At 57.7% G+C, this 21,054-nt stretch carries 21 protein-coding genes and 1 riboswitch; of the genes, 13 read left to right on the forward strand and 8 right to left on the reverse strand.

What is annotated here, in order from left to right; translation table 11 throughout:
- Nucleotides 1–31 precede the first annotated feature (31 nt).
- The 3 genes from GOW04_RS18310 to GOW04_RS18320 are packed head-to-tail and all read left to right on the forward strand — an operon-like array spanning nucleotide 32 to nucleotide 2,646.
- Nucleotides 32–1,261, forward strand: coding sequence for a class I SAM-dependent RNA methyltransferase (locus GOW04_RS18310; RefSeq protein WP_171233544.1), 1,230 nt, complete (start codon nucleotides 32–34; stop codon nucleotides 1,259–1,261).
- A gap of 21 nt (nucleotides 1,262–1,282) precedes the next feature.
- Entirely contained in the window at nucleotides 1,283–2,068 is a 786-nt protein-coding gene (locus tag GOW04_RS18315; RefSeq protein WP_171233545.1) for an ion transporter, read from the forward strand.
- Nucleotides 2,069–2,127: 59 nt separating this feature from the next.
- Nucleotides 2,128–2,646 (forward strand): murein L,D-transpeptidase family protein, encoded by a 519-nt coding sequence (locus GOW04_RS18320; RefSeq protein ID WP_171230125.1) that lies wholly within the window; start codon nucleotides 2,128–2,130, stop codon nucleotides 2,644–2,646.
- On the opposite strand, the gene GOW04_RS18325 is transcribed toward GOW04_RS18320, so the two are convergent.
- From GOW04_RS18325 to cysQ, 7 genes are all read right to left on the reverse strand, one after another.
- The gene (locus GOW04_RS18325; RefSeq protein WP_171233546.1) at nucleotides 2,643–4,082 is read right to left on the reverse strand and encodes a nodulation protein NodH; all 1,440 of its coding nucleotides are present in this window, start codon (nucleotides 4,080–4,082) and stop codon (nucleotides 2,643–2,645) included. The two genes, GOW04_RS18320 and GOW04_RS18325, sit on opposite strands and share 4 nt — an antisense overlap.
- Nucleotides 4,083–4,088: 6 nt before the next feature.
- Nucleotides 4,089–5,789: a beta-1,6-N-acetylglucosaminyltransferase gene (locus tag GOW04_RS18330; protein WP_171233547.1), complete on the reverse strand. Its 1,701-nt coding sequence runs from the start codon at nucleotides 5,787–5,789 to the stop codon at nucleotides 4,089–4,091.
- Nucleotides 5,786–6,772, reverse strand: coding sequence for a glycosyltransferase family 2 protein (locus GOW04_RS18335; RefSeq protein ID WP_152459939.1), 987 nt, complete (start codon nucleotides 6,770–6,772; stop codon nucleotides 5,786–5,788). The genes GOW04_RS18330 and GOW04_RS18335 overlap by 4 nt, the downstream gene beginning before the upstream one ends.
- Before the next feature lie 184 nt (nucleotides 6,773–6,956).
- Nucleotides 6,957–8,000, reverse strand: coding sequence for a glycosyltransferase family 2 protein (locus tag GOW04_RS18340; protein WP_371814420.1), 1,044 nt, complete (start codon nucleotides 7,998–8,000; stop codon nucleotides 6,957–6,959).
- 7 nt (nucleotides 8,001–8,007) lie between these two features.
- Nucleotides 8,008–8,991 (reverse strand): UDP-glucose 4-epimerase GalE, encoded by a 984-nt coding sequence (gene galE, locus GOW04_RS18345; protein ID WP_171233549.1) that lies wholly within the window; start codon nucleotides 8,989–8,991, stop codon nucleotides 8,008–8,010.
- A 70-nt stretch (nucleotides 8,992–9,061) separates the two neighbouring features.
- Nucleotides 9,062–9,862 (reverse strand): 3-deoxy-manno-octulosonate cytidylyltransferase, encoded by an 801-nt coding sequence (locus tag GOW04_RS18350; protein WP_171233550.1) that lies wholly within the window; start codon nucleotides 9,860–9,862, stop codon nucleotides 9,062–9,064.
- Nucleotides 9,862–10,659: a 3'(2'),5'-bisphosphate nucleotidase CysQ gene (gene cysQ / locus GOW04_RS18355; RefSeq protein ID WP_171233551.1), complete on the reverse strand. Its 798-nt coding sequence runs from the start codon at nucleotides 10,657–10,659 to the stop codon at nucleotides 9,862–9,864. The genes GOW04_RS18350 and cysQ overlap by 1 nt, the downstream gene beginning before the upstream one ends.
- A gap of 122 nt (nucleotides 10,660–10,781) precedes the next feature.
- Here cysQ and GOW04_RS18360 point away from each other — a divergent pair, with 122 nt between their 5' ends.
- Nucleotides 10,782–11,606 carry an ABC transporter permease gene (locus GOW04_RS18360; RefSeq protein ID WP_152459578.1) on the forward strand — a complete coding sequence of 275 codons (825 nt, stop codon included), beginning with the start codon at nucleotides 10,782–10,784 and terminating at the stop codon, nucleotides 11,604–11,606.
- On the opposite strand, the gene GOW04_RS18365 is transcribed toward GOW04_RS18360, so the two are convergent.
- A complete protein-coding gene (locus GOW04_RS18365; protein ID WP_171233552.1) occupies nucleotides 11,603–12,205 on the reverse strand; it encodes an alpha-ketoglutarate-dependent dioxygenase AlkB in 603 nt (200 codons plus the stop codon). The two genes, GOW04_RS18360 and GOW04_RS18365, sit on opposite strands and share 4 nt — an antisense overlap.
- 212 nt (nucleotides 12,206–12,417) lie before the next feature.
- Between GOW04_RS18365 and dnaK the strand changes: the two genes are divergently transcribed.
- From dnaK to GOW04_RS18410, 9 genes are all read left to right on the forward strand, one after another.
- Nucleotides 12,418–14,325, forward strand: coding sequence for a molecular chaperone DnaK (gene dnaK / locus GOW04_RS18370; RefSeq protein ID WP_152459576.1), 1,908 nt, complete (start codon nucleotides 12,418–12,420; stop codon nucleotides 14,323–14,325).
- 180 nt (nucleotides 14,326–14,505) lie between these two features.
- Nucleotides 14,506–15,231 carry an FkbM family methyltransferase gene (locus GOW04_RS18375; protein ID WP_171233553.1) on the forward strand — a complete coding sequence of 242 codons (726 nt, stop codon included), beginning with the start codon at nucleotides 14,506–14,508 and terminating at the stop codon, nucleotides 15,229–15,231.
- 3 nt (nucleotides 15,232–15,234) lie between these two features.
- Nucleotides 15,235–16,383: a molecular chaperone DnaJ gene (gene dnaJ / locus GOW04_RS18380; protein WP_171233554.1), complete on the forward strand. Its 1,149-nt coding sequence runs from the start codon at nucleotides 15,235–15,237 to the stop codon at nucleotides 16,381–16,383.
- Between the two features lie 238 nt (nucleotides 16,384–16,621).
- Nucleotides 16,622–16,727, forward strand: a riboswitch (TPP riboswitch).
- A gap of 44 nt (nucleotides 16,728–16,771) precedes the next feature.
- Nucleotides 16,772–17,575: a bifunctional hydroxymethylpyrimidine kinase/phosphomethylpyrimidine kinase gene (gene thiD, locus GOW04_RS18385; protein ID WP_171233555.1), complete on the forward strand. Its 804-nt coding sequence runs from the start codon at nucleotides 16,772–16,774 to the stop codon at nucleotides 17,573–17,575.
- Nucleotides 17,572–18,549, forward strand: coding sequence for an FAD-dependent oxidoreductase (locus GOW04_RS18390; RefSeq protein ID WP_171233556.1), 978 nt, complete (start codon nucleotides 17,572–17,574; stop codon nucleotides 18,547–18,549). Before thiD ends, GOW04_RS18390 begins: the two co-directional genes overlap by 4 nt.
- The gene (thiS, locus tag GOW04_RS18395; RefSeq protein WP_152459571.1) at nucleotides 18,533–18,727 is read left to right on the forward strand and encodes a sulfur carrier protein ThiS; all 195 of its coding nucleotides are present in this window, start codon (nucleotides 18,533–18,535) and stop codon (nucleotides 18,725–18,727) included. Before GOW04_RS18390 ends, thiS begins: the two co-directional genes overlap by 17 nt.
- A gap of 2 nt (nucleotides 18,728–18,729) precedes the next feature.
- Nucleotides 18,730–19,494 (forward strand): thiazole synthase, encoded by a 765-nt coding sequence (locus GOW04_RS18400; protein ID WP_171233557.1) that lies wholly within the window; start codon nucleotides 18,730–18,732, stop codon nucleotides 19,492–19,494.
- Nucleotides 19,491–20,087 (forward strand): thiamine phosphate synthase, encoded by a 597-nt coding sequence (locus tag GOW04_RS18405; protein WP_171171457.1) that lies wholly within the window; start codon nucleotides 19,491–19,493, stop codon nucleotides 20,085–20,087. Before GOW04_RS18400 ends, GOW04_RS18405 begins: the two co-directional genes overlap by 4 nt.
- A complete protein-coding gene (locus GOW04_RS18410; RefSeq protein ID WP_171233558.1) occupies nucleotides 20,084–21,049 on the forward strand; it encodes a HesA/MoeB/ThiF family protein in 966 nt (321 codons plus the stop codon). Before GOW04_RS18405 ends, GOW04_RS18410 begins: the two co-directional genes overlap by 4 nt.
- Nucleotides 21,050–21,054: the final 5 nt, after the last annotated feature.

Raw genomic sequence — 21,054 nt, forward strand, 5'->3', positions numbered from 1 at the left:
TTGCTGCGAAAGCCCGGCTATCAGGCCTCTCATGACGCAGCAATTCACAATCACAAGGCTTGGACATCAGGGCGACGGTATTGCCGATGGCCCTGTTTACGCCCCTCGTACACTTCCCGGCGAAATCGTCAGCGGCACCCTTGTCGGTCAGCAATTGACCGATATCCGGGTCGAGACACCGTCCGAACACCGTGTCAAAGCGCCTTGCCGCCACTACAAAGCGTGCGGTGGCTGCCAGTTGCAGCACGCATCCGATGCATTTGTGACCGACTGGAAATTGCAAGTCGTCCGCAAGGCGCTGATGGCGCAGGATCTCAAAGCTCCACTGCGCCCGATACACACATCGCCCGAACAGTCACGTCGGCGGGCTACGATTGCCGTAAGGCGCACGAAAAAGGGCACGTTGGCGGGGTTTCACGGTCGTGCATCCGACACGATCACCGAGATACCCGATTGCCGGTTGCTTGACCCGGCCTTGATCGCGGCCATTCCGGTGGCCGAGGCGCTGGCCACCCTGGGAGCAAGCCGCAAGGGCGTTCTGGCTGTCACGCTCACACTGTCCGAAGCTGGTCTGGATGTGGCCGTAACAGGTGGCAAACCGCTGGACGGCCCCTTGGAACTGGCGTTGGCGCAGGCGACCGAGAAACATGGGCTGGCCCGGCTCAGTTGGGATGATGAGGTTATTGCCATGCGGCATGCGCCGGTTCAGCGCTTTGGAGCAGCCGGAGTCACGCCACCCCCCGGAGCTTTCTTGCAAGCAACAAAGGACGGAGAAAAGGCTCTGTTAAAGGCAGTTTCCGAGGCTACACGGGGTGCGAAACGTATCGTTGACCTGTTTGCGGGCAGCGGAACGTTCTCTTTGCCGTTGGCGGAAAGCGCCGAAGTTCACGCGGTTGAAGGCGAGGCCGCCATGATCGAGGCGCTGGATCAGGGCTGGCGCAGGGCACAAGGGCTGAAACGCGTAACGACCGAGGCCCGTGACCTGTTCCGCCGCCCGCTGATGCCGGACGAGCTGAAATCTTTCGACGCCATTGTTCTGGATCCGCCTCGTGCCGGTGCCGAAGCTCAGGTAGATGAGATTGCACAGGCGCAACGCCCGGTGATCGCCTATGTCTCGTGCAATCCCGTCACCTTTGCGCGTGATGCAAAAACGCTGGTTAACGCGGGTTACACCCTTGAATGGGTACAGGTCGTTGACCAATTTCGATGGTCAACACACACGGAACTTGCTGCGCGGTTTGTTCTGAACGCAGCATCTTGATCTTACCGGGGAAACTGACACATGGGGTCCAAACAGCGTTTGCTGAATATTATCGAAGCGCCCGTTTTCGGGCGGTTCATAACGGCCGTGATCATTTTCAATGCCATTCTTTTGGGGATGGAGACATCGCCGACCCTGATGGAACTGGCCGGCCCCTTGATCGTGGCGCTGGACAGGCTTTGCCTGGCGATCTTTGTGGCTGAAATTTCCATGAAGCTGATTGCCACCGGGCGCAGGTTCTTCGCAAATGGCTGGAACATATTCGATTTCCTGATCGTAGGAATTGCCCTGGTTCCCAGCGCCGGAGGTCTGTCGGTGCTGCGCGCCCTGCGAATTCTGCGGGTGTTGCGCGTGATTTCCGTGGCGCCTCGTCTGCGTCGCGTGGTCGAAGGGTTCATCTCGGCCCTTCCGGGCATGGCCAGTGTGTTTCTGCTGATGGCAATCCTGTTCTATATCGGTGCGGTAATCTCGACCAAGCTGTTTTCGGCATCGTTCCCGGATTGGTTCGGCGATCTGGGCCTGTCTGCTTATACGCTGTTCCAGATCATGACGTTGGAAAGCTGGTCGATGGGCATCGTGCGCCCGGTGATGGAGGTTTATCCCTATGCCTGGGTCTTCTTTGTTCCATTCATCATGGTCACGACCTTTGCGGTGGTGAACCTGTTGGTGGGTCTGATCGTCAATTCGATGCAGGATGCCCATCATGCCGAGGATGAGGTTAAAACCGATGCCTATCGCGATGAGGTTCTTGAACGGCTGGAAAGCATCGAACGTCGACTGGCCGAGCAGTCGAACATCAAAAAGTGATTTCAGTTTTTCCCATTTTTGGCATAATGATCGAAAAAAAGCAGAGCAGGCAGTGAAACATGGATCGTCGAGTATTCGGTTTAGGCGCGTTGGCAACGCTGAGCCTTTCGGCTTGTGCCTCTAGCGGCCCAAGATTTCTGACTTATAACGGACCCGAGGTGACCTCTTTGGTGGTCAACAAGGGCACGCGCAAACTTTACTTGTTGCACAACGAAAAGATCCTCAAGGAATATGACGTCGATTTGGGGTTTGCCCCGAATGGAACAAAGAACCAGCGCGGTGACGGTAGAACGCCCGAGGGCACCTATCTGATTGACCGTCGCAACCCCAGAAGCCGGTATCACCTATCCCTGGGCATTTCTTATCCCAACTCGCAGGATGTCGCCAAAGCCAAGGCTGCGGGCGTTGATCCGGGTGGGGATATCTTCATCCACGGTGAACCCAATCTGCGCTCAGAGCGGAGACGCGCAAAAAAGAAGCGGGATTGGACAGCTGGATGCATCGCAGTCAAGAATGACGAAATCGAAGAGATTTATGCGATGGTCAACAAAGGTACGCTGATAACCCTGCGCCCTTAGGCCGATCCTGGCGCCCAGTCACTGAATCCGAATGCTTCATAGTCGCGCTGATAGGCTTCAACCGCCAGCGCTTCGAGGTTTTTGTCGTAGATCAGGTGCAAAGCGTATGGTTCATCCGGTGCGCAGGAGCCAGGCTGAGGCGGGTTTGAATGCCCCATGCTACGCGCCAGATCCGGCAAGGCCGTCATCAGATCCTCTTCTCTCAGAATCAGATCGGGCATAGTGAAGGATGCGATTCCCTCCAACGTCCTGGACTGGCTGCACCACGTGCCGTCCACACGGACCGGTGTCTGCCCGTTGAGGTTGAGGCGCAGAAAATCCAGAAAGCCCGAAAAAGCTTCGCGGTGTTGTTCGACAGAATAATTGTTGTCCCGCACTTGCCCCGGGATCGGCAGCTTAAGCCGGTTGCGAAGGTAATTCCGCACCATCTTATAGCTGCCCGGCCCCGTATTCAGAATATGACTGCAAAATGCCGTATGTGCCCGGGCCAGAGGGTGACGCAGAACAGTGAATTGCCGATGTCCGGGATGGCCCTGTTTCCATGAGCGGACCTGTTTGCGGTTTCGATCCGTGATCAGCTTGTCGGTCTGACATCCGTCCAGATCAGCGAGCCATTGCACGATAACAGGCTCTATTCCGCCCCGAATGGGCAAATACATCAAAGGAGACCTTGCAGCGGCAACATAAAGCGGTACAGCCGCGCCGCGCTGCGGCTCAAAGCTTGTTGACCGATGCAATCCGAACCGATCCTGATCGCACAGGGCTTGTTTCATTTCATCAGGATTGGTGACCTTCGACAAAGCCGGCGCCGGGTTTTGCGGTTTCAGGGTATCATCCAGTCGGGTCAGCCGACCCTCAACCCCCAGCCATGCAGCCAGCCCGTTTATGACCTCCAGCTCGGTCAGGTCGTCATAGTGAATGAAGAACCCGGTTTGGCCTGTCTTTTGCAGGTGCCGTTGCACCATAAGCTGATGGTCTTGCAGCTGGTTCAGGTAATCCGAAAACTCGTCGGCGTCGAAGTCAACCTGCGCGTCGACGCGGCGTTTCACATTCTTCAGCAGCCACTGCTGCGTTTTCTGTGCTATTTTCAGCGACAGGTAACTGTCCAATGGGTTGCGGGTCAGAATGATCTTGGCACAGCGCGGGTCGTTCAGCATAGGTTTCAGGATACGTGGGTCATGGTCTTCGAAGTATCGGAAGCCATTGATGTCACCCGGTGCTGATTTGATCGCCTTGAGCATTCGCATGGGGTCCGCATCCCGGTCTTCCAGCGAAAGGCCAAGCAGATGATCGGATTTCAGGCTGCCCGCAAAATGCGGATTAAACGCCTCTCCGTGACAGGTGACCCCGTCCAGCGCGTTCAGGTTGGCCTCAAGCAGGTTCGAACCTGTGCGCATGGCGGCCAGAATCACGAAGTAGTCAAATTGGGCTGACATGGGCAATCACTGCACCAGATACGGTTTTCGGTATGGCTTTTCCTGGCGACCGAACACATCGTCCGCCGGGAAATCGCCCATCAGATATGGGTGCATTCCCTGATTCTTGAGGTTTTGCAGGAACTTCCCGAATCCGGACAGATCGACCATGGTTGGCACTTCGGTCAGATGGCTGGTCTGCTGCATTCCGATTTCTTCTAGAATGCCCTGCAAGGCATCCATCGGAGATTCAATGAAGTCGGCCAGCGTCCAACTGCGCATCCGCGCCTTGGTCCAGACCGATGTCAGCACCTCCAGCTGCTTGGTTTCAATCTGTTGCAGGCGCGCCGCTTCACTCCGGATTTCCGAGAAGTTCATATTGGATCGGAACAATGGGATCGCCCAAGCGCCGGTAATGACCGAAATCTGAGCGTTCTTGTCCCGCGCCAGAAACCAGTTGATTTCCTGAGTGTCCCGCGGGCTGAACTGGAAACACTGGCGTTCACCGCGCGTATTCCAGATCAGGTTCGACAGAAAGGCGGTCGGGTTATAGTCCCGCAGCGCCGCACTGTCGCTGAGGGCACCATTTGTTATGGCTTCTCCTTGCGAAAATTCGGCGCGTTCCGGCCCGAATAGATGCCCGTGGACTCTGGCTCCGGTGGTTGCGGCCAACCAAGGTTCGAAATCCTCGAACAATTCCGAAAAGCCTTGGAATACGGAATATTGTGACGATGTCAGACCGTTTTCACTGCCATGGCGGGGAAACCGGCTTTGCATATACAGCCCGTCGCGCCCACGAGTTCGCCGTTCCACCGCTTTGGAAAATACGCGATCGATCTTGCCCGGATTGGGTTCCGCCGGTTTCATCGCCCCGGCCTGATCTGTCAGGAATGCCTGGTACAATCGCTCTGCGCGGGGCCAGATTTTTCGGGCGACAAAACAATCCGATCGGCGCAGCAATTGCAGATGATCGTCATAGAAGATGTGCGGGCGGCCCTGGTAATCGAATTTGGATAGGGTCAGGGACCTGCTTTCAATATGCGTGGAATACAAGCGTGCCAGCGTCTGGAAATAGCTTTCATCCGGAATCCAGACATGACGGAAATACTTGTCATACAGCTTGCGCCTGGGGTCTTGAAGGATTGCCGACAGCGTTTGGCGGGTCAGGCACCACCATTGGCTTCCCATATGCGGAACCAGTCCGTCGGGGATTTTTCTGCGAAACCCCATCAGACGCTGAAGTTTTACATATGCGTCGAATAGTTTGCGATGTTTGCGCCACGAAAACGGAAACCGCAGGGTGAACCGTTCATGATCCAGCCCGCCGATGGTCCAGCTGACATCGGATGTCGTCGCGCTTTCGATGAAATCGACACGCGGCCGGTCAGACAGGTAATCGATCAGTTCCTGAACCGGTCGCAATGGCAGGCAGGCCCCCGAGGCAAGAAATACATGCCGAACTTCGGGGAAACGCTCCAGCATCAACTCGGACGCGCTTTGCGAGGCGGCAACGATACCCCAGCCCCCCCAATCGCACCGATGTCGGTCTGAAAACACGATCGATGGATTGTTCGAACAGGACGCAACAAACCGGGAATAGACAGTGTCTGGCACCTTGCGATCCACATGGATGACCACCGGGCATCCCGCTGCTGTCCAGTGGCGCGCGACCTGCTCGGCACGGTCCAGTGAGGTATGAACCAACATGACAATACCTAGACCGCTCATGCCCAGTTTCCTTTCGACATGAGGCCCAGGATCTCAAGCTGTCGCCAGTTGATATAGGCCTCGGACCACTCGCACCAGAAAACAGGCTTGTCCTCAAGCTGAGTGGCATAGGCCTTGTATTCGCCCGAGCCCCGGTAATGCTGGCCACGCAGCAATTCCTCGCGGGCTTTTTCCCCAAGAGTATTGATCAACTTGGCATGAAGCAGTGACCCGCTGGCCTTTTCGCCGCCCCATTCGTCGTAAACCTGGTTGAGCCCGCGTGGCAAAAGCGAATGGGTCGAGCTGACATAGACATAGCGCCGGTTCCATTTTACCAGCGGAATCTTGTTCAGCGCCGGTGCTTTGGAGGGGTTGTCCTGAAAGAACACGCGCGCCCGTGGGCCCCCTTGAATCCAAAGGTTCTTGTACTCGGGGTTCTTGGTGATCATGTAATTCCCGGGATCGAACCAGCGCGCGATTTCGAACGGGTTCTGACCTTCGGCATAGGGGTCGGCGTCCACCGGACCTTCGGGGTACATGTCGATCAGCATCGTGCCAAAACTGCGCACGGCACTGCCATCCAGCCAATCCGTCAAGGCTCGGATTGGACGGGTGTCGCAGAACGGATAGATGAAGAATTCGTCCGGATCGACGCTCAGCACCCAGTGATCGTGCGCGTATTTGCGCAGCAGATAGTTCGACCAGTCCAGACCATAGCTTGCCCGTTTGTAGCTGGTCGTCGTCCGCCAGACCGAAACGTCAGCCTGTTCTTTCAAAAATTCAAAACTGCCATCATCGCTGTTGTTGTCGACAAACAGAAAATGGTTGATGCCCAGTTTGCGATAATATTCAAGAAAGAAGGGCAGGCGAATTTTCTCGTTCCGCACAACGCTCATCAGCAGGATATCATCACGCCGTATAGCCTGTGTGTTGTTGCTGACTGGCTTGAGCTCACGGCGTCGTCTGAGGCAGCGCAGAATACGGCGCTTGCGCCGCAATCTCATTTTGTAGGATTCAAACAGGCTCACGTGACTGCCCAACCTTTTTATAACGCGAGCTTTCCCCGAACCAGCCGTGACCGTTGGCACGACATGGCATTACCGGTTTATGCCATCTTTGCATCTTCTGAAGCAACGTCTTTAAAACCCGCAAACTGTAAACGTGCGGTTGATGCCCTTGTTTTCGTTTTCAATCCCAGCCTCCGCCGTTCATCAGACCCAACTGTTCCAGCTGGCTCCACCCGGTGTAGCGCACCGACTGTGGGGTCCACATGTCCGGCTGGTTGATTATCCCATCGTAGTATGGCCCGAATTGGTCCGGATCATGAAAATGTTGGCGTCGCTGCTTTTCGGTGTTGGATTTCTCGATAACGTCCGGCAGGAACTTCGTGTGCAGCAACACGCCTGACGGGCTATCGCCGCCCGGTCCATCATAGGTTTCGTTCAGACGGCGCGGCAGTGCGGAATGGCATGAGTTTACATAGGCATAGCGCCGCGACCAGCGCATCAGCGGGATCTTGTTCAGTGTGGGCGATCTTTGCCGGGTTTGCGTAAAGAACATCCGTTCCCGCGCGCCACCCTGCACCCACAGATTGCCCATCGGGCTTTGCCGCTGCGCGCGATACGGTCCTGCATCGAACCAGCACAGCAGATTTGTGGGGTCGGTGTCCGGGTCATAAGCCGCATCACCCAAAGGACCCTTGGGATAGAGGTCCAGCATCAGCGTCCCGAACCCGATCTTCCCGTGCCGGTCCAGCCAGGTTGTCAGGTCATGCAGGGACCGGGTGTCGCAGTGGGCATAGACCAGCAGTTCATCCGCATCCACCATCAGACACCAGTGGCGGTGGCCATAGCGCATCTGCAACCAGGTCAACCAGTCCAGTCCAAACCGCGATCCACGATAGCTGGAATGGGTTCTCCACACCGAGACATCCGGTTGATCTTGCAGATACTCGGACGATCCATCGTCGCTGCCGTTGTCGACGATCAGAAAATGATCGACGCCCAAGGCGCGATAGTGACGAAAGAACCAGGGCAGGCGGATGATTTCATTGCGTAAGGTGACAAAGGCCAATATTTCACCCCGCTGGATTCGGGATGTCTGATCCTTCTGGCAGGTCAACTGATGTCGGCTGCGCAGCGACCTCCAGAGCAGCCGCCGGCGTTTCCAGCGCAACCTGTACTTCCGTGCCCATCCGATCCGGGGAAGTGTCAAAGCAGTGCTGGATGTCACCGGGTCCTCATTTTTCGTAGTGGCCGTTCTGGTGCCAGCGCCAGGCATCTGCGATCATCGTCTCTAACGTGGATCTTTTGGGCTTCCAGCCCAGTTCATTTTCAGCCCGCACAGAACCGGATACCAGCTTGGTGCAATCTCCTGCCCGACGAGGGCCCACTGTATACGGAACGGGACGGTTGGTGACGGACCTGGATTGCTCGATCACCTCAAGAACGGAAAACCCGGACCCGGTGCCCAGATTGAAGACACGGCTGCCTTTGCCCTGTTCCAGCCAGCCCAGCCCCAGAATATGCGCATCTACCAGATCGCAAACATGTACATAATCGCGGATACAGGTGCCGTCGGGCGTATCATAATCCGTGCCAAAGACGGTCAGACCGTCCCGCTTGCCGTCAATCGCGTCCAACATCAGCGGGATCAAATGGGTTTCAGGGCGATGAAACTCGCCCACGTCCCCTTCGGGGTCTGCACCTGCAACGTTGAAATACCGGAAAATGACATGGCGCAGCCCATGAGCCGCCTCGAAATCCTTGAGGATATCTTCGATCGCGCGTTTTGATGCCCCGTAGGCGTTCAGGGGATACTGCGCCGTGGATTCATCAAGAACCACATTGTCGTGCTCGCCATATGTGGCACATGTGGACGAAAATACGAAATCCAGACAACCGGCCGCAACGGCTGCTTCAATCAGATTCAGTGAACCCGTGACATTGTTCGACCAATACATGCCGGGCTGACGCATGGCATCGCCAACCTGGCTGAGCGCCGCGAAATGCATCACGGCATCTGGTTTGTGTTTCGCGAACACCTCATCCAGGCGGTCCCGATCCAAAAGATCGCCGTGTTCAAAAGGGCCAAATTGCACCGCATCCTGCCAACCCGTGATCAGGTTGTCGTAGGTCACGGGAAGATAACCTGCCTGCGCAAGCGCCTTGCAGGCATGTGAGCCGATATACCCGGCACCACCGGTGACAAGAATTGTCTTCATGGCATATCCATCGGGGCTGGTTGAGGAACAGTTTCGCCAAAGGCGCCGTCAGAGTCATGGGGAAAAGACGTCACTCCAGCCCCATGGCTGCCATCATCTCTTCAATCTTGGGCACGTCCTGCGGGTTGTTCAGCTCCCAGAACTGACGGCCCCTTGCCTCGACCTCGACGCACAGAACCTTGCGCCCGTTTTCCATGAACCTGAGCTGCTCCAGGCCTTCCAGCTGTTCCAGAGGCCCGGCTGGCCAGCCCGGATACGCTGCAAGGGCATCGGGCCGATAGGCGTAAACGCCGACATGATGAAACACGGGTGTCGCTTCATCGCCAGCGTATGTCTGGGACGTGAAGGGGACGACCTCTTTCGAGAAGTACATCGCACTGTGATCGCGTCCGAACACTGCCGTCGTGCCACCTACACGGCCATGCTTGCGGTCGTTCAGAAGACTGTTCAACGCACTGCCGTCACAGCGCAGGACAGGGGTCGCAACACCGGCATCCGGGGCGGTGCGCAGGCCGGAAACCAGATCTTCGACAAACCAATGCGGGGTCAGCGGAGCGTCGCCTTGCAGGTTGACGATGATGTCATACCCGCCACCCAGAACCTCATGCGCTTCGGCGCATCGTTCGGTGCCGTTCTGACAGGTTTCCGAGGTCATCACGACCTCGGCCCCAAAGCCCTCGGACACGTCGCGAATGCGCTCATCATCCGTCGCAACAACAACGCGATCGACACCCGAGACTGACCTGGCTGCACGCCAGGACCGTTCGATCAGTGTCATGGACGCGCCTTTTGCGCCGGTCAGGGGAACCAGCGGCTTGCCGGGATAGCGGGTCGAAGCGTAACGGGCGGGAATGGCAATCAGTACAGACATCAGGCTTCCTTCAACTCAACACCCGGAGCGTAGGCAATAAAGAACGGATTTGCATAGCCATCCTTGCCATAAAGCAACGGAGTATGGTCGTCAAAACGCACAACCCGGCCACCGGCTCCGGCCAGTACCGCATGGCCTGCCGCCGTATCCCATTCCATCGTGCGCCCGACGCGCGGATAGATGTCCGCCTCGCCCGTGGCAACCAGACAGAACTTGAGTGACGACCCCGCGCTTTTGCTGTCCTTCACGTGATATTTGTTGATGTAGTCCTCGGTGGCCTGATCCCTGTGGGACTTCGACGCCACGACCAAAAGCCCGGAATTATCCGGTTCAGAGACTGATACGGGTGTCAAAGGACCGGTCTCGTTTTTGTCGAAAGCGCCTGTTTCCTCGACCGCGCGGCCATCAGCCAGCGTGAAGAACATACGACCCCGCGCCGGGGCATAGACCACTCCCCGGGTTGGCACTCCGTTTTCGACAAGTGCGATGTTGACGGTAAAGTCGCCGCGACGGTTGATGAACTCCTTGGTGCCGTCCAGCGGATCAACAATGAGGAAAGTGTCGCCTTTTTCAGAATGGGAAGCGGCCTGTTCTTCGGTGACCAGAAGAATATCCGGGAATGCCGCACGCAAGCCTGCCGAAATCAATGCATCAGCGGCTTCGTCTGCCTCGGTCACAGGGCTGGAGTCGGATTTGACTTTGACATCGAAATCATCCGCCTCGTAGATTTCCATGATCTTGTCGCCTGCCTCCAGAGCCAGTCGCCGGATGACGGGAATAAGCGCGTCGTAGGTCACAAAAAAGCTCCGTTCCTGTGTTTTGTTGATCCAAAATCGCGATCGACTTATGATGCGGCGGTTACGGAACGGCAAGATATTCATGCCAGTTTAGAGGCGACGAAGCAGAAAAGACCCTTTGAATGTTCTATTTCAAGCGCAACCAAACGCTGCTGGGCGGCGCTTTCACGACGGCTGAGCTGGTATTCCATGCCACCGTGCGAAAGGTGCGCTCGCAACATCCGAATGCAATAGTCGCCATCCTGATCAATGTTTTGCAGCTTGTGGTGATGGGAACCACTTTCTACCTGCTCATGTCACTGATGGGCCGGGGTGGAATACCGAAGATCAGGGGCGAATTTCTGCTGTATGTTCTGTCCGGCGTGTTCCCCTTCATGCTGCACATCCAGTCGATAGGCGCGATTTCAGGGGTTGGGTCCGCGAACAATCCGATGATGCTCCATTCGCCGATGAATGTGATGGTGACGATCCTGTCTGCGGCGCTCGGTATTCTTTACAAGCAACTGCTGGCCATGTTCGTGATCCTGTTCATCTACAGTGTCGCGGTCGCCCCGATCGAGGTGCAGGATCCCGGCGGTGCTTTCGCGATGCTGATAATGGCCTGGTTTACCGGATGCGCGGTAGGTTTGGTGTTCATGGCGATGAAACCATGGTTTCCGACGACTGTGGGAATGCTCACCAATATCTACCGTCGCCTGAACATGGTGTTTTCGGGAAAGATGTTCGTTGCAAACACACTGGGCGGCGGATTGCTGATGATGTTCGCCTGGAACCCGCTGTTTCATATTATCGACCAGTGCCGGGGCTTCATCTTCCGAAACTACTTTCCGCGAAACACAAGTTGGGAATACGCGCTATGGGTCGGGATAGCTTTGTTGATGATCGGTTTGATGGCTGAGTTTTTCACGCGCCAGCATGTTTCGCAAAGCTGGAACGCGCGCCGCTAACATGCGACCCGCAGCGTCAAGTTGATCCGTCCACCTTTTGGCAACAGCCGGGATGATCCGTATCTGATCCGGTCGATTCCGTGATAGGCCAATCGTGCCGGACCGCCCATGATCACCACGTCGCCCGAGCCGAGCCAGATCGACTCGGTCTTGCCGCCACGGGTCGTGTTGCCAATTCGGAACAGGGCGTCATCGCCCAGGGAAACCGACAGAACGGGCCAGGAAAAATCTGCCTCGTCCTTGTCCTGATGCAGGCCCATCTTGGCGCCTTCCCCGTAGTAGTTGATCAAACAGCAATCCGGCGCGCGCTCGGTGCTGACCAGATCGTGCCAGATATCAAGAATGACCGGGGGGATTTCAGGCCAGACCCCGCCTTTCGGGTGCTTATCCTGATAGCGATAGCCTGCCTTGTCGGTCACCCATCCCAGATCCCCGGCCGAGGTCATTCTTACCGACATCTCTTTGCCCGACGGCGTGACGGGTCGAAACAAGGGTGCCGCTTTCAGAATCGGTCGAAGGGCCGCGATCAGCCGTGCCTGGGAAGCAGGGTCAATATAGCCTTTCCTGATTTCGAACCCTCGCAAGACCACCCGCGTCATTCCGGAAACCCCAAACCTTTCCAATTTCTTGCCAAAAAAGACCTCAAATTCCCGAAAACCTGCACTCTACGGTGCTTGCAGGCCTCTTGCCTCGCCCTTATATACGCCGGGACGCGCGATGGTAGTGCTGTCGCGCACATCAGATCGGGAGTGGGATGCCATAAAGGGTCCGACCCTCGGGACATCGCCTTGAAGAGAAAGGGATTGCAAAAATGGGAAAAGTAATCGGGATTGACCTCGGAACCACGAACTCCTGCGTAGCCATCATGGAAGGCTCGCAGCCGAAGGTCATCGAAAACGCTGAAGGGGCGCGGACCACGCCTTCGATCGTCGCCTTCACCGAAGATGAGCGACTGGTCGGTCAGCCTGCAAAACGTCAGGCGGTCACCAACCCCGACAACACGATCTTTGGCGTCAAACGTCTGATCGGTCGTCGCGTGGATGATGCCGAAGTAGAAAAAGACAAGAAAATGGTGCCGTATTCCATCGTGAATGGCGGCAATGGTGACGCGTGGGTTGAAGCCCGCGGTGAAAAATACTCCCCCAGCCAGATTTCTGCTTTCATTCTGGGCAAGATGAAGGAAACCGCCGAGAGCTATCTGGGCGAAGATGTCACCCAGGCGGTCATCACCGTTCCGGCATATTTCAACGACGCCCAGCGTCAGGCCACCAAAGATGCCGGTAAAATCGCCGGTCTGGAAGTTCTGCGGATCATCAACGAACCGACAGCTGCTGCGCTGGCCTATGGTCTGGACAAGGAAGAAACCCAAACCATCGCGGTCTATGACCTTGGTGGTGGTACTTTCGACGTGACAATCCTGGAAATCGACGATGGCCTGTTCGAGGTCAAATCGACCAATGGTGACACCTTCCTGGGTGGTGAAGACTTTGACATGCGCATCGTCAACTACCTGGCGGATGAGTTCAAAAAGGAACACGGTGTCGATCTGTCTCAGGACAAGATGGCCCTGCAGCGTCTGAAAGAAGCCGCGGAAAAAGCCAAGATCGAACTGTCCTCGACCTCGCAGACCGAGATCAACCAACCCTTCATCTCGATGGGCGCCAACGGTCAGCCGCTGCACATGGTCATGAAACTGACCCGTGCCAAGCTGGAATCGCTGGTGTCGGACCTGATCAAGAAGTCGCTGAAGCCCTGCCAGGCCGCTCTGAAAGACGCTGGTCTGTCGGCTGCTGACGTGGACGAAGTTGTTCTGGTCGGTGGTATGACCCGGATGCCGAAAGTGATCGAAGAGGTCACCAAGTTCTTCGGCAAAGAGCCGCACAAGGGCGTGAACCCGGACGAAGTGGTTGCCATGGGCGCCGCCATCCAGGCCGGTGTTCTTCAGGGCGACGTCAAAGACGTTGTTCTGCTGGACGTGACCCCGCTTTCGCTGGGTATCGAAACGCTGGGTGGCGTGTTCACCCGCCTGATCGACCGCAACACCACGATCCCGACCAAGAAGTCTCAGGTCTTCTCGACCGCCGAGGACAACCAGAACGCCGTGACCATCCGCGTGTTCCAGGGTGAGCGTGAAATGGCTGCGGACAACAAGATCCTGGGTCAGTTCAACCTTGAAGACATCCCGCCGGCACCGCGCGGCATGCCTCAGATCGAGGTGACTTTTGACATCGACGCCAACGGCATCGTCTCGGTTTCGGCCAAAGACAAAGGCACTGGCAAAGAACAGAAGATCACCATCCAGGCATCGGGCGGACTGTCCGACGAGGATATCGAAAAGATGGTCAAGGACGCCGAAGAGAACGCGGAAGCCGACAAGGAACGCCGCGAGCTGATCGAGGCGAAGAACCAGGCGGAAAGCCTCATCCATTCGACCGAAAAGTCGATGGAAGAGCATTCCGACAAGGTCGACCCGACCACGATCGAAGCCATCGAGTTGGCGATCGCCGCGCTGAAGGACGAGCTGGAAACCGAAAATGCCGACAAGATCAAGTCGGGCATCCAGAACGTCACCGAAGCCGCGATGAAGTTGGGCGAAGCCATCTATAAGGCGCAAGCCGAAGAAGGCGAAGAGGAACCAGCTGCCGCAGACGCTGCACCAGGCGACGATGACATCGTCGACGCCGAGTTCGAAGACCTCGACGACGACAAGCGCGCCTAACGCGTTACTCGGTTCCGGCAGGCCTGGTTCGGGCCTGCCGGAACGGTCTTCACCATGCAGCACGCGTCTCCGAAACCTTCTTTTGGCACCTACGCTCTCTCACATCGGATGGAAATATTGCGCCGGTGGTCTGAGGGCATGCCGCGTCAATGGATGTCGTCCGGAATTCGTAGGATAGTAATGGCCTCTCAGCGAGAGCCTTACGATTTTGAGGTGTTTGGCGGACAGAAATGCCGATTGCACCCATCTGACAACTGGGCCGAACGTCGCGTCATAACCGGCTCGCAGTTCTTTGATCTGGATGAGCGTCAATCGCTGGCCAACCATATTTCGCAGGGCTCTGGCGATTATGTCTTTGTCGACGCCGGTGCAAATGTCGGGCTGTACACCCTGTGGGTCAGATCAGTTGCGCAGAAGTTGGGGCGCAACCTGAAAGCCCTGGCTGTTGAACCGGATCCGGTCAACAAGGCTCGCCTTGGTACCAATCTGGCTGCCAATCAAGCCAGTGAAGTCATCCATTGCGACAAGGCCTTGTCTGACAAACCGGGTGAGGTGTGGTTCGAATCCGCGAACCTTGGCGATCGGGGTCATGCCAAAGTTGCCGAGTCGGGCGATCTGTGCGTTCAGGCGATTCCGTTGTTGGACGCGATACGCGATGCCGGGCTGACCAAGGTTGATGCAATGAAAATGGATATCGAAGGTCAGGAAACCCGCGTATTGCGCGCTTTTTTCGAAGACGCACCGCGGGAGATTTGGCCCGAAGTGCTGCTGATAGAAATCAAGCATTCGGATGACGGGCTTGACGAGGTCTTGAATAAGGCAGGTTACGTGGCCAGTTTTGCAATCAACACCAACGGCGTGTACAGGCTCAATGAAAGCACCGCGTCCGGCGGCACGAAGGAATAACAAATGTCAAAGCGCGACTATTACGAAGTGCTCGGCGTGTCCAAGGGCGCTTCGTCGGATGAGATCAAGAAGGGTTTTCGCAGGAAAGCCAAAGAGCTGCACCCTGACCGCAACAAGGACAACCCGGATGCCGAGGCGCAGTTCAAGGAAGCCAACGAGGCTTACGACGTGCTGCGCGATGCCGAAAAGAAGGCGGCTTACGATCGCTTTGGCCATGCCGCATTTGAAAACGGCATGGGCGGCGGTGGCCGCCCCGGTGGCGGCTTTGGCGGTCAAGGCGACTTCTCCAGTGCATTTTCGGATGTATTCGACGACCTGTTCGGCGATTTCATGGGTGGTCAAAGGGGCGGCGGCGGGCGTCGCGCCGCGCGCGGCTCGGACCTGCGCTACAACCTGCGTGTGACGCTGGAAGAAGCCTACTCGGGCCTGCAAAAAACCATCAATGTGCCAACGGCCGTGGCGTGTTCGTCCTGCGAAGGTACCGGGGCTGAAGGTGGCGTTGAACCCACATCCTGCCCCACCTGTTCGGGCATGGGGAAAGTGCGGGCACAACAGGGCTTCTTTACGGTGGAACGGACTTGCCCGACCTGTTCGGGATTGGGGCAGATCATCAAGAACCCCTGTAAATCCTGTCAAGGGGCCGGCAGGGTCGAAAAGGACCGCGCTTTGTCGGTGAACATTCCTGCCGGTGTCGAAACCGGTACGAGAATTCGTCTGGCAGGCGAAGGTGAGGCGGGAATGCGCGGCGGACCTCCGGGCGATCTGTATATTTTCGTCGAAGTGGCCGAGCACAAACTGTTCGAACGCGACAGCGTGAACCTCTACTGCCGCGTGCCGGTCAGCATGGCCAAGGCGGCGCTGGGCGGATCGATCGAGGTTCCGACCATCGATGGCGGTCGCGGCCGCGTTCAGATTCCGGCCGGAAGTCAGTCGGGTCGGCAAATGCGCCTGCGCGGAAAAGGCATGCCTGCGTTGCGCGGCGGAGGTGTGGGTGACATGTTCATTGAACTGGCCGTGGAAACCCCGGTCAACCTGACCAGCCGCCAGAAAGAACTGCTGCGCGAGTTTGATGATCTGGGTGAAGACAACCACCCGGAATCAAAAAGCTTTTTCTCGTCCGTCAAGTCTTTCTGGGACGGTATGAAAGGCTGAATGACCAGGAACGGGGGCTCTGCCCCCGCCGCCCTTCGGGCGACTCCCCCGGGATATTTTCAGCCAGATGAAGCATGGGATCCGTTCTTCATCTGGCCCAAAAAATCCCGGAGCGCGAGGCAGAGCCTCGCATTTCACTGTCATACGCATGCAGTTTTGGCCTTAGCAGAAAGCTGAAAGTGGCAATATATCTGGAAAATTGAGTCTTGATTCCGGCCCTCGACCCTGAGATTGTCCGCCTCAACCGTTGGGGTGCCCTTTGACAGGGCTGAGAGACGCAACCGCGTTAACCCATCGAACCTGATCCGGGCAATTCCGGCGTAGGGAACGGTCTCTTGAACACAGACGTTTTCTCTACTCCGTTGCCCATAGAAGATGGAGCAACGACATGGCGGCAATTGCCCTGACCATAGCAGGATCCGACAGTGGCGGCGGCGCGGGCATTCAGGCTGACCTGAAGGCAATGTCGGCGCTGGGTGTTTTTGGCGCAAGTGTCATCACCGCCGTTACCGCGCAGAACACGCGAGCTGTTACCGCGGTGCATGGGATTCCGCTGGATGTGATTTCCGCCCAAATTGACGCGGTTCTGAACGATCTTGACGTCACGGCCGTCAAAATCGGCATGCTTGGCACACCTGAGATCATTCATACGGTCGCCAGGGGGCTGGCGGCTTTCGAGGGTCCCGTGGTTCTTGATCCGGTCATGATCGCCAAATCCGGCGACGCTTTGTTGGCGCAAGAGGCGGTCCGGACGCTGCGCGATGTGTTGTTGCCAACGGCGACGGTTCTTACGCCGAATCTGCCTGAGGCGGCGTGCCTGCTGAACATGCCAGCGGCAGAAACGCGTGAGCAGATGGCTGAACAGGGCCGGGCATTGTGCGCCTTGGGTGCGGGTGCAGTCGTGATGAAAGGCGGACACGGGTCAGGTGAAATCTGCCACGATTTGCTGATCGATCGGTCGGGTGTCATGGCCGAGTTTCAGGCCCCGCGTCAGGATACGAAAAACACCCATGGAACAGGATGCACCCTGTCGTCATCCATCACCGCAGGTTTGGCCACGGGGCTGACCCTGAGGGACGCGGTTGCGCAGGCGCATGACTATCTGCAAGGGGCCATCGCGCGCGCGGATGAGTTGAATGTCGGCGCTGGGCACGGCCCGGTGCATCATTTCCACCGGGTTTGGCCCTCGTGACGCTTTGGTCTGTCATAGGGGCAGGGGTTGCCGGTCTTGCCGTTGCCAGCGAACTGGTGTCGCGCGGTGCAAAAGTGCAGATATTCGACCCCGGCGGGCCACCGGGCCCGCATGGGTGTTCGTGGTGGGCCGGGGGAATGCTGGCACCTTGGTGCGAATATGAAAACGCGGAAGAACCGGTGCTGCGCCTTGGGCAGTCAGCGATTGAATGGTGGGCCCAACGTACCAAAGTGACCCGTCGGGGAACGCTTGTTGTCGCAAGTGCCCGTGATGTGCCGGACCTGCGCCGATTTGCGCGTCGGACAAAAGAGTTCACCAAGGTCGAACGGGCAGAAATATCTGAATTAGAGCCTGATCTGGCAGGGTTTGGCCAAGGCCTGTTCTTCGAACGCGAAGCCCATGTTGATCCGCGTCAGGCGCTGCAAGATCTGTGTCGTCAATTGCAAAGCCAGGGTGTCGCGTTCCACCGGAAGCTGGCGCCCGCCCAGTTGAAGAATGCAATTGACTGCCGTGGCCTTCACGCCCGCGAATACCTGCATGATCTGCGCGGCGTGAAGGGTGAGATGCTTGTGATACGATGCCCTGACGTGGAACTGACGCGCCCGGTTCGTTTGCTGCACCCGCGGATGCCGCTTTATATCGTTCCGCGCGGCGGCGGCGTCTATATGTTGGGTGCGACCATGATCGAATCCGAGGACAGCAGCCGCATTACCGCCCGTTCGATGCTGGAATTGCTCAGCGCGGCCTATGCCGTGAACCCGGCTTTTGGCGAAGCCGAAGTGTTGGAGATAGGCGTCGATCTGCGCCCCGCCTTTCCCGACAACTTGCCGCGCATCCGGCGTTTGGGCCGGACGATCTATGCCAACGGGCTTTATCGCCACGGATATCTGCTGGCACCGGCGCTGGCGCGGGGTGTTGCAGATCTGGCGCTGAACAACACACATTCGGAGATGGTCGATGAAGATCGTGCTTAACGGCGAGACGCGCGAGGTGCGCGCCGAAACCCTGTCGGAATTGTTGGATGAATGCGGTTTCTCGGGCCGTGTGGCCACCGCCGTGAACGAAGATTTCGTGCCCTCAAGCCTGCGCGTCGCTCACAAGCTGGCCGAAGGCGACCGGGTCGAGGTCGTCGCACCGATGCAGGGGGGCTGAAGATGAAGACGTTTTACGGCACTGAACTGCCCAACCCGCTGATGCTGGGCACGGCGCAATATCCAAGCCCGGCCATTCTGGAACAGGCGTTTCGCGAAAGCGGTGCAGGCGTTGCCACTGTATCCTTGCGGCGCGAAGCGGGTGCGGGCCAGACCTTTTGGAACATGATCCGCGACCTGGGAGTTCTGATCCTGCCCAATACGGCCGGTTGCCATACGGTGAAAGAGGCCGTGACGACCGCCTATATGGCACGCGAAGTGTTCGAGACCCGATGGATCAAACTGGAACTCATCGGACATACGGACAGCCTGCAACCGGATGTCTTCCAACTGGTCGAAGCCGCCCGCATTCTGACCGAGGATGGGTTCGAGGTGTTTCCCTACACCACCGATGACCTGATCGTGGGCGAACGCCTGTTGGAAGCGGGATGCGAGGTGTTGATGCCCTGGGGCGCACCGATCGGGTCAGGACGAGGGCTGAACAACGAATACGCTCTGCGTGCGATGCGGGCCGAATTTCCTGACATTCCCCTGGTGGTGGATGCCGGTATCGGCTTGCCCAGCCACGCGGCCCGCGCGATGGAGCTGGGCTTTGACGCGGTTCTGCTCAACACCGCTGTGGCCCGTGCCGGAGATCCGGTTCTGATGGCCAAGGCAATGGCGCAGGCAACCCTTGCCGGGCAATTGGCCCATCAGGCCGACCCGATCGAGCCGCGCGATATGGCGGAACCCTCTACCCCTGTTGTTGGAAAGGCCTTCCTGTCATGACGCTGGACCGTTTCTATCCGATCTTTGATCACTCGGACTGGCTGCGGCGGATGTTGCCGCTGGGTGTCAAACTGGTGCAGCTGCGCATCAAGGATCAGCCAGACGATGCGGTGCGCGACCAGATTGCCGTCTCACGCGAATTGTGCCGCGACCATGGGGCGGTTCTGGTGGTCAATGACTATTGGCAACACGCGATCGATCTGGGCTGCGACTGGATACATCTGGGGCAGGAAGATCTGGACGACGCCGACCTGAAAGCCATCCGAAAAGCGGGTCTGAAACTGGGCGTTTCCACCCATGACGATGATGAGCTTGAGCGTGTGCTGGCCATGGATCCCGATTACGTGGCATTGGGCCCGGTCTACCCCACTATTCTGAAAAAGATGAAATGGCATCAGCAGGGCCTGCCCCGCGTAACGGAATGGAAGGCGCGGGTTGGTGATATTCCCTTGGTCGGTATTGGCGGGATGAGTGTCGAGCGCGCGACCGGTGTGCTGAAGGCCGGGGCGGACATCGTCTCGGCGGTCACGGATATCACACTGAACCCCGACCCCGAAGCACGGGTGCGCGCGTGGATCGAGGTCACACGATGAGCCGATATGCCCGACAGACGCTTCTGCCCGAAGTCGGGGCGCAGGGGCAGGCTCGCCTGTCGGCGGCCCGTGTTCTGGTCGTCGGGGCGGGCGGTCTGGCTGCACCGGTTCTGCCACTTTTGACAGGGGCCGGGGTAGGGCGGATCACGGTCATGGACGGTGATACTGTCGATCTGTCGAACCTGCACCGTCAAACGTTTTTCTCCGAGGCCGATTGCGGGCACTCCAAGGCGGAAACCGCCGCCGCGCGCTGCCGCGCGCTGAATGGTGAAACTGATGTCATCGGTCTGAATCAGGCTCTGACCAGTGAAAATGCGCCTGGCTCGGTGTCGCAAGCCGATATCATTCTGGATTGTGCCGACAGCTACGCAGCCAGCTACATCCTGTCGGACACGTGTCTGGCGCAGGGCAAGCCTTTGATCAGCGCCTCGGTGCTGGGGCTTTCGGGTTATGTGGGCGGGTTCTGCGGCGGGAGCCCATCGCTGCGCGCTGTATTTCCCGATGCACCGGACAGTGGTGCCAGCTGCGCCACTGCGGGGGTTCTGGGCCCCGTGGTTGGCGTGATGGGGGCGATGCAGGCGCAGATGGCGCTCAGCTTGATCCTTGGACTTGATCCCTCGCCCCTTGGGCAGTTGGTTCAATATGACGCAAGAACCCTGCGCAGCACCGGGTTTCGCTTTGATGACGCACCCGAGCCCGGCAACTGCTTTCGCTTTCTGTCCGCAAGCCAGCTGAAGGACACGGATCAGATCATCGAGCTGCGCAGTTCGCAGGAAGCCCCTGTTCCCATCCATTCGAACGCGACGCGCATTTCACCGGATAACTTGCGTAGAATAGATCCTAACAAAGGAAAAAGGCTGGCTCTTTGCTGTGCCACCGGTTTGCGGGCATGGCGTGCCGCCGAACAGATTCAACCAGATTGGCCGGGCGAAATTGTCCTCGTCGCGGCCTCAACCTCGTGAAGAAA

Source organism: Ruegeria sp. HKCCA4812, from assembly GCF_013034245.1.
GTDB lineage: Bacteria > Pseudomonadota > Alphaproteobacteria > Rhodobacterales > Rhodobacteraceae > Ruegeria.

Excerpts from the sequence above, each read along its gene's own strand:
- GOW04_RS18335 (WP_152459939.1), bottom strand. The coding sequence starts at position 6,772 with ATGAGATTGCGGCGCAAGCGCCGTATTCTGCGCTGCCTCAGACGACGC.
- GOW04_RS18320 (WP_171230125.1), top strand. The coding sequence starts at position 2,128 with ATGGATCGTCGAGTATTCGGTTTAGGCGCGTTGGCAACGCTGAGCCTT.
- GOW04_RS18400 (WP_171233557.1), top strand. The coding sequence starts at position 18,730 with ATGAAGACGTTTTACGGCACTGAACTGCCCAACCCGCTGATGCTGGGC.
- GOW04_RS18405 (WP_171171457.1), top strand. The coding sequence starts at position 19,491 with ATGACGCTGGACCGTTTCTATCCGATCTTTGATCACTCGGACTGGCTG.
- GOW04_RS18350 (WP_171233550.1), bottom strand. The coding sequence starts at position 9,862 with ATGTCTGTACTGATTGCCATTCCCGCCCGTTACGCTTCGACCCGCTAT.
- dnaK (WP_152459576.1), top strand. The coding sequence starts at position 12,418 with ATGGGAAAAGTAATCGGGATTGACCTCGGAACCACGAACTCCTGCGTA.
- GOW04_RS18410 (WP_171233558.1), top strand. The coding sequence starts at position 20,084 with ATGAGCCGATATGCCCGACAGACGCTTCTGCCCGAAGTCGGGGCGCAG.
- thiD (WP_171233555.1), top strand. The coding sequence starts at position 16,772 with ATGGCGGCAATTGCCCTGACCATAGCAGGATCCGACAGTGGCGGCGGC.
- GOW04_RS18375 (WP_171233553.1), top strand. The coding sequence starts at position 14,506 with ATGGCCTCTCAGCGAGAGCCTTACGATTTTGAGGTGTTTGGCGGACAG.
- thiS (WP_152459571.1), top strand. The coding sequence starts at position 18,533 with ATGAAGATCGTGCTTAACGGCGAGACGCGCGAGGTGCGCGCCGAAACC.
- GOW04_RS18325 (WP_171233546.1), bottom strand. The coding sequence starts at position 4,082 with ATGTCAGCCCAATTTGACTACTTCGTGATTCTGGCCGCCATGCGCACA.
- GOW04_RS18360 (WP_152459578.1), top strand. The coding sequence starts at position 10,782 with ATGTTCTATTTCAAGCGCAACCAAACGCTGCTGGGCGGCGCTTTCACG.
- galE (WP_171233549.1), bottom strand. The coding sequence starts at position 8,991 with ATGAAGACAATTCTTGTCACCGGTGGTGCCGGGTATATCGGCTCACAT.
- GOW04_RS18365 (WP_171233552.1), bottom strand. The coding sequence starts at position 12,205 with ATGACGCGGGTGGTCTTGCGAGGGTTCGAAATCAGGAAAGGCTATATT.
- dnaJ (WP_171233554.1), top strand. The coding sequence starts at position 15,235 with ATGTCAAAGCGCGACTATTACGAAGTGCTCGGCGTGTCCAAGGGCGCT.
- GOW04_RS18315 (WP_171233545.1), top strand. The coding sequence starts at position 1,283 with ATGGGGTCCAAACAGCGTTTGCTGAATATTATCGAAGCGCCCGTTTTC.
- GOW04_RS18330 (WP_171233547.1), bottom strand. The coding sequence starts at position 5,789 with ATGAGCGGTCTAGGTATTGTCATGTTGGTTCATACCTCACTGGACCGT.
- GOW04_RS18310 (WP_171233544.1), top strand. The coding sequence starts at position 32 with ATGACGCAGCAATTCACAATCACAAGGCTTGGACATCAGGGCGACGGT.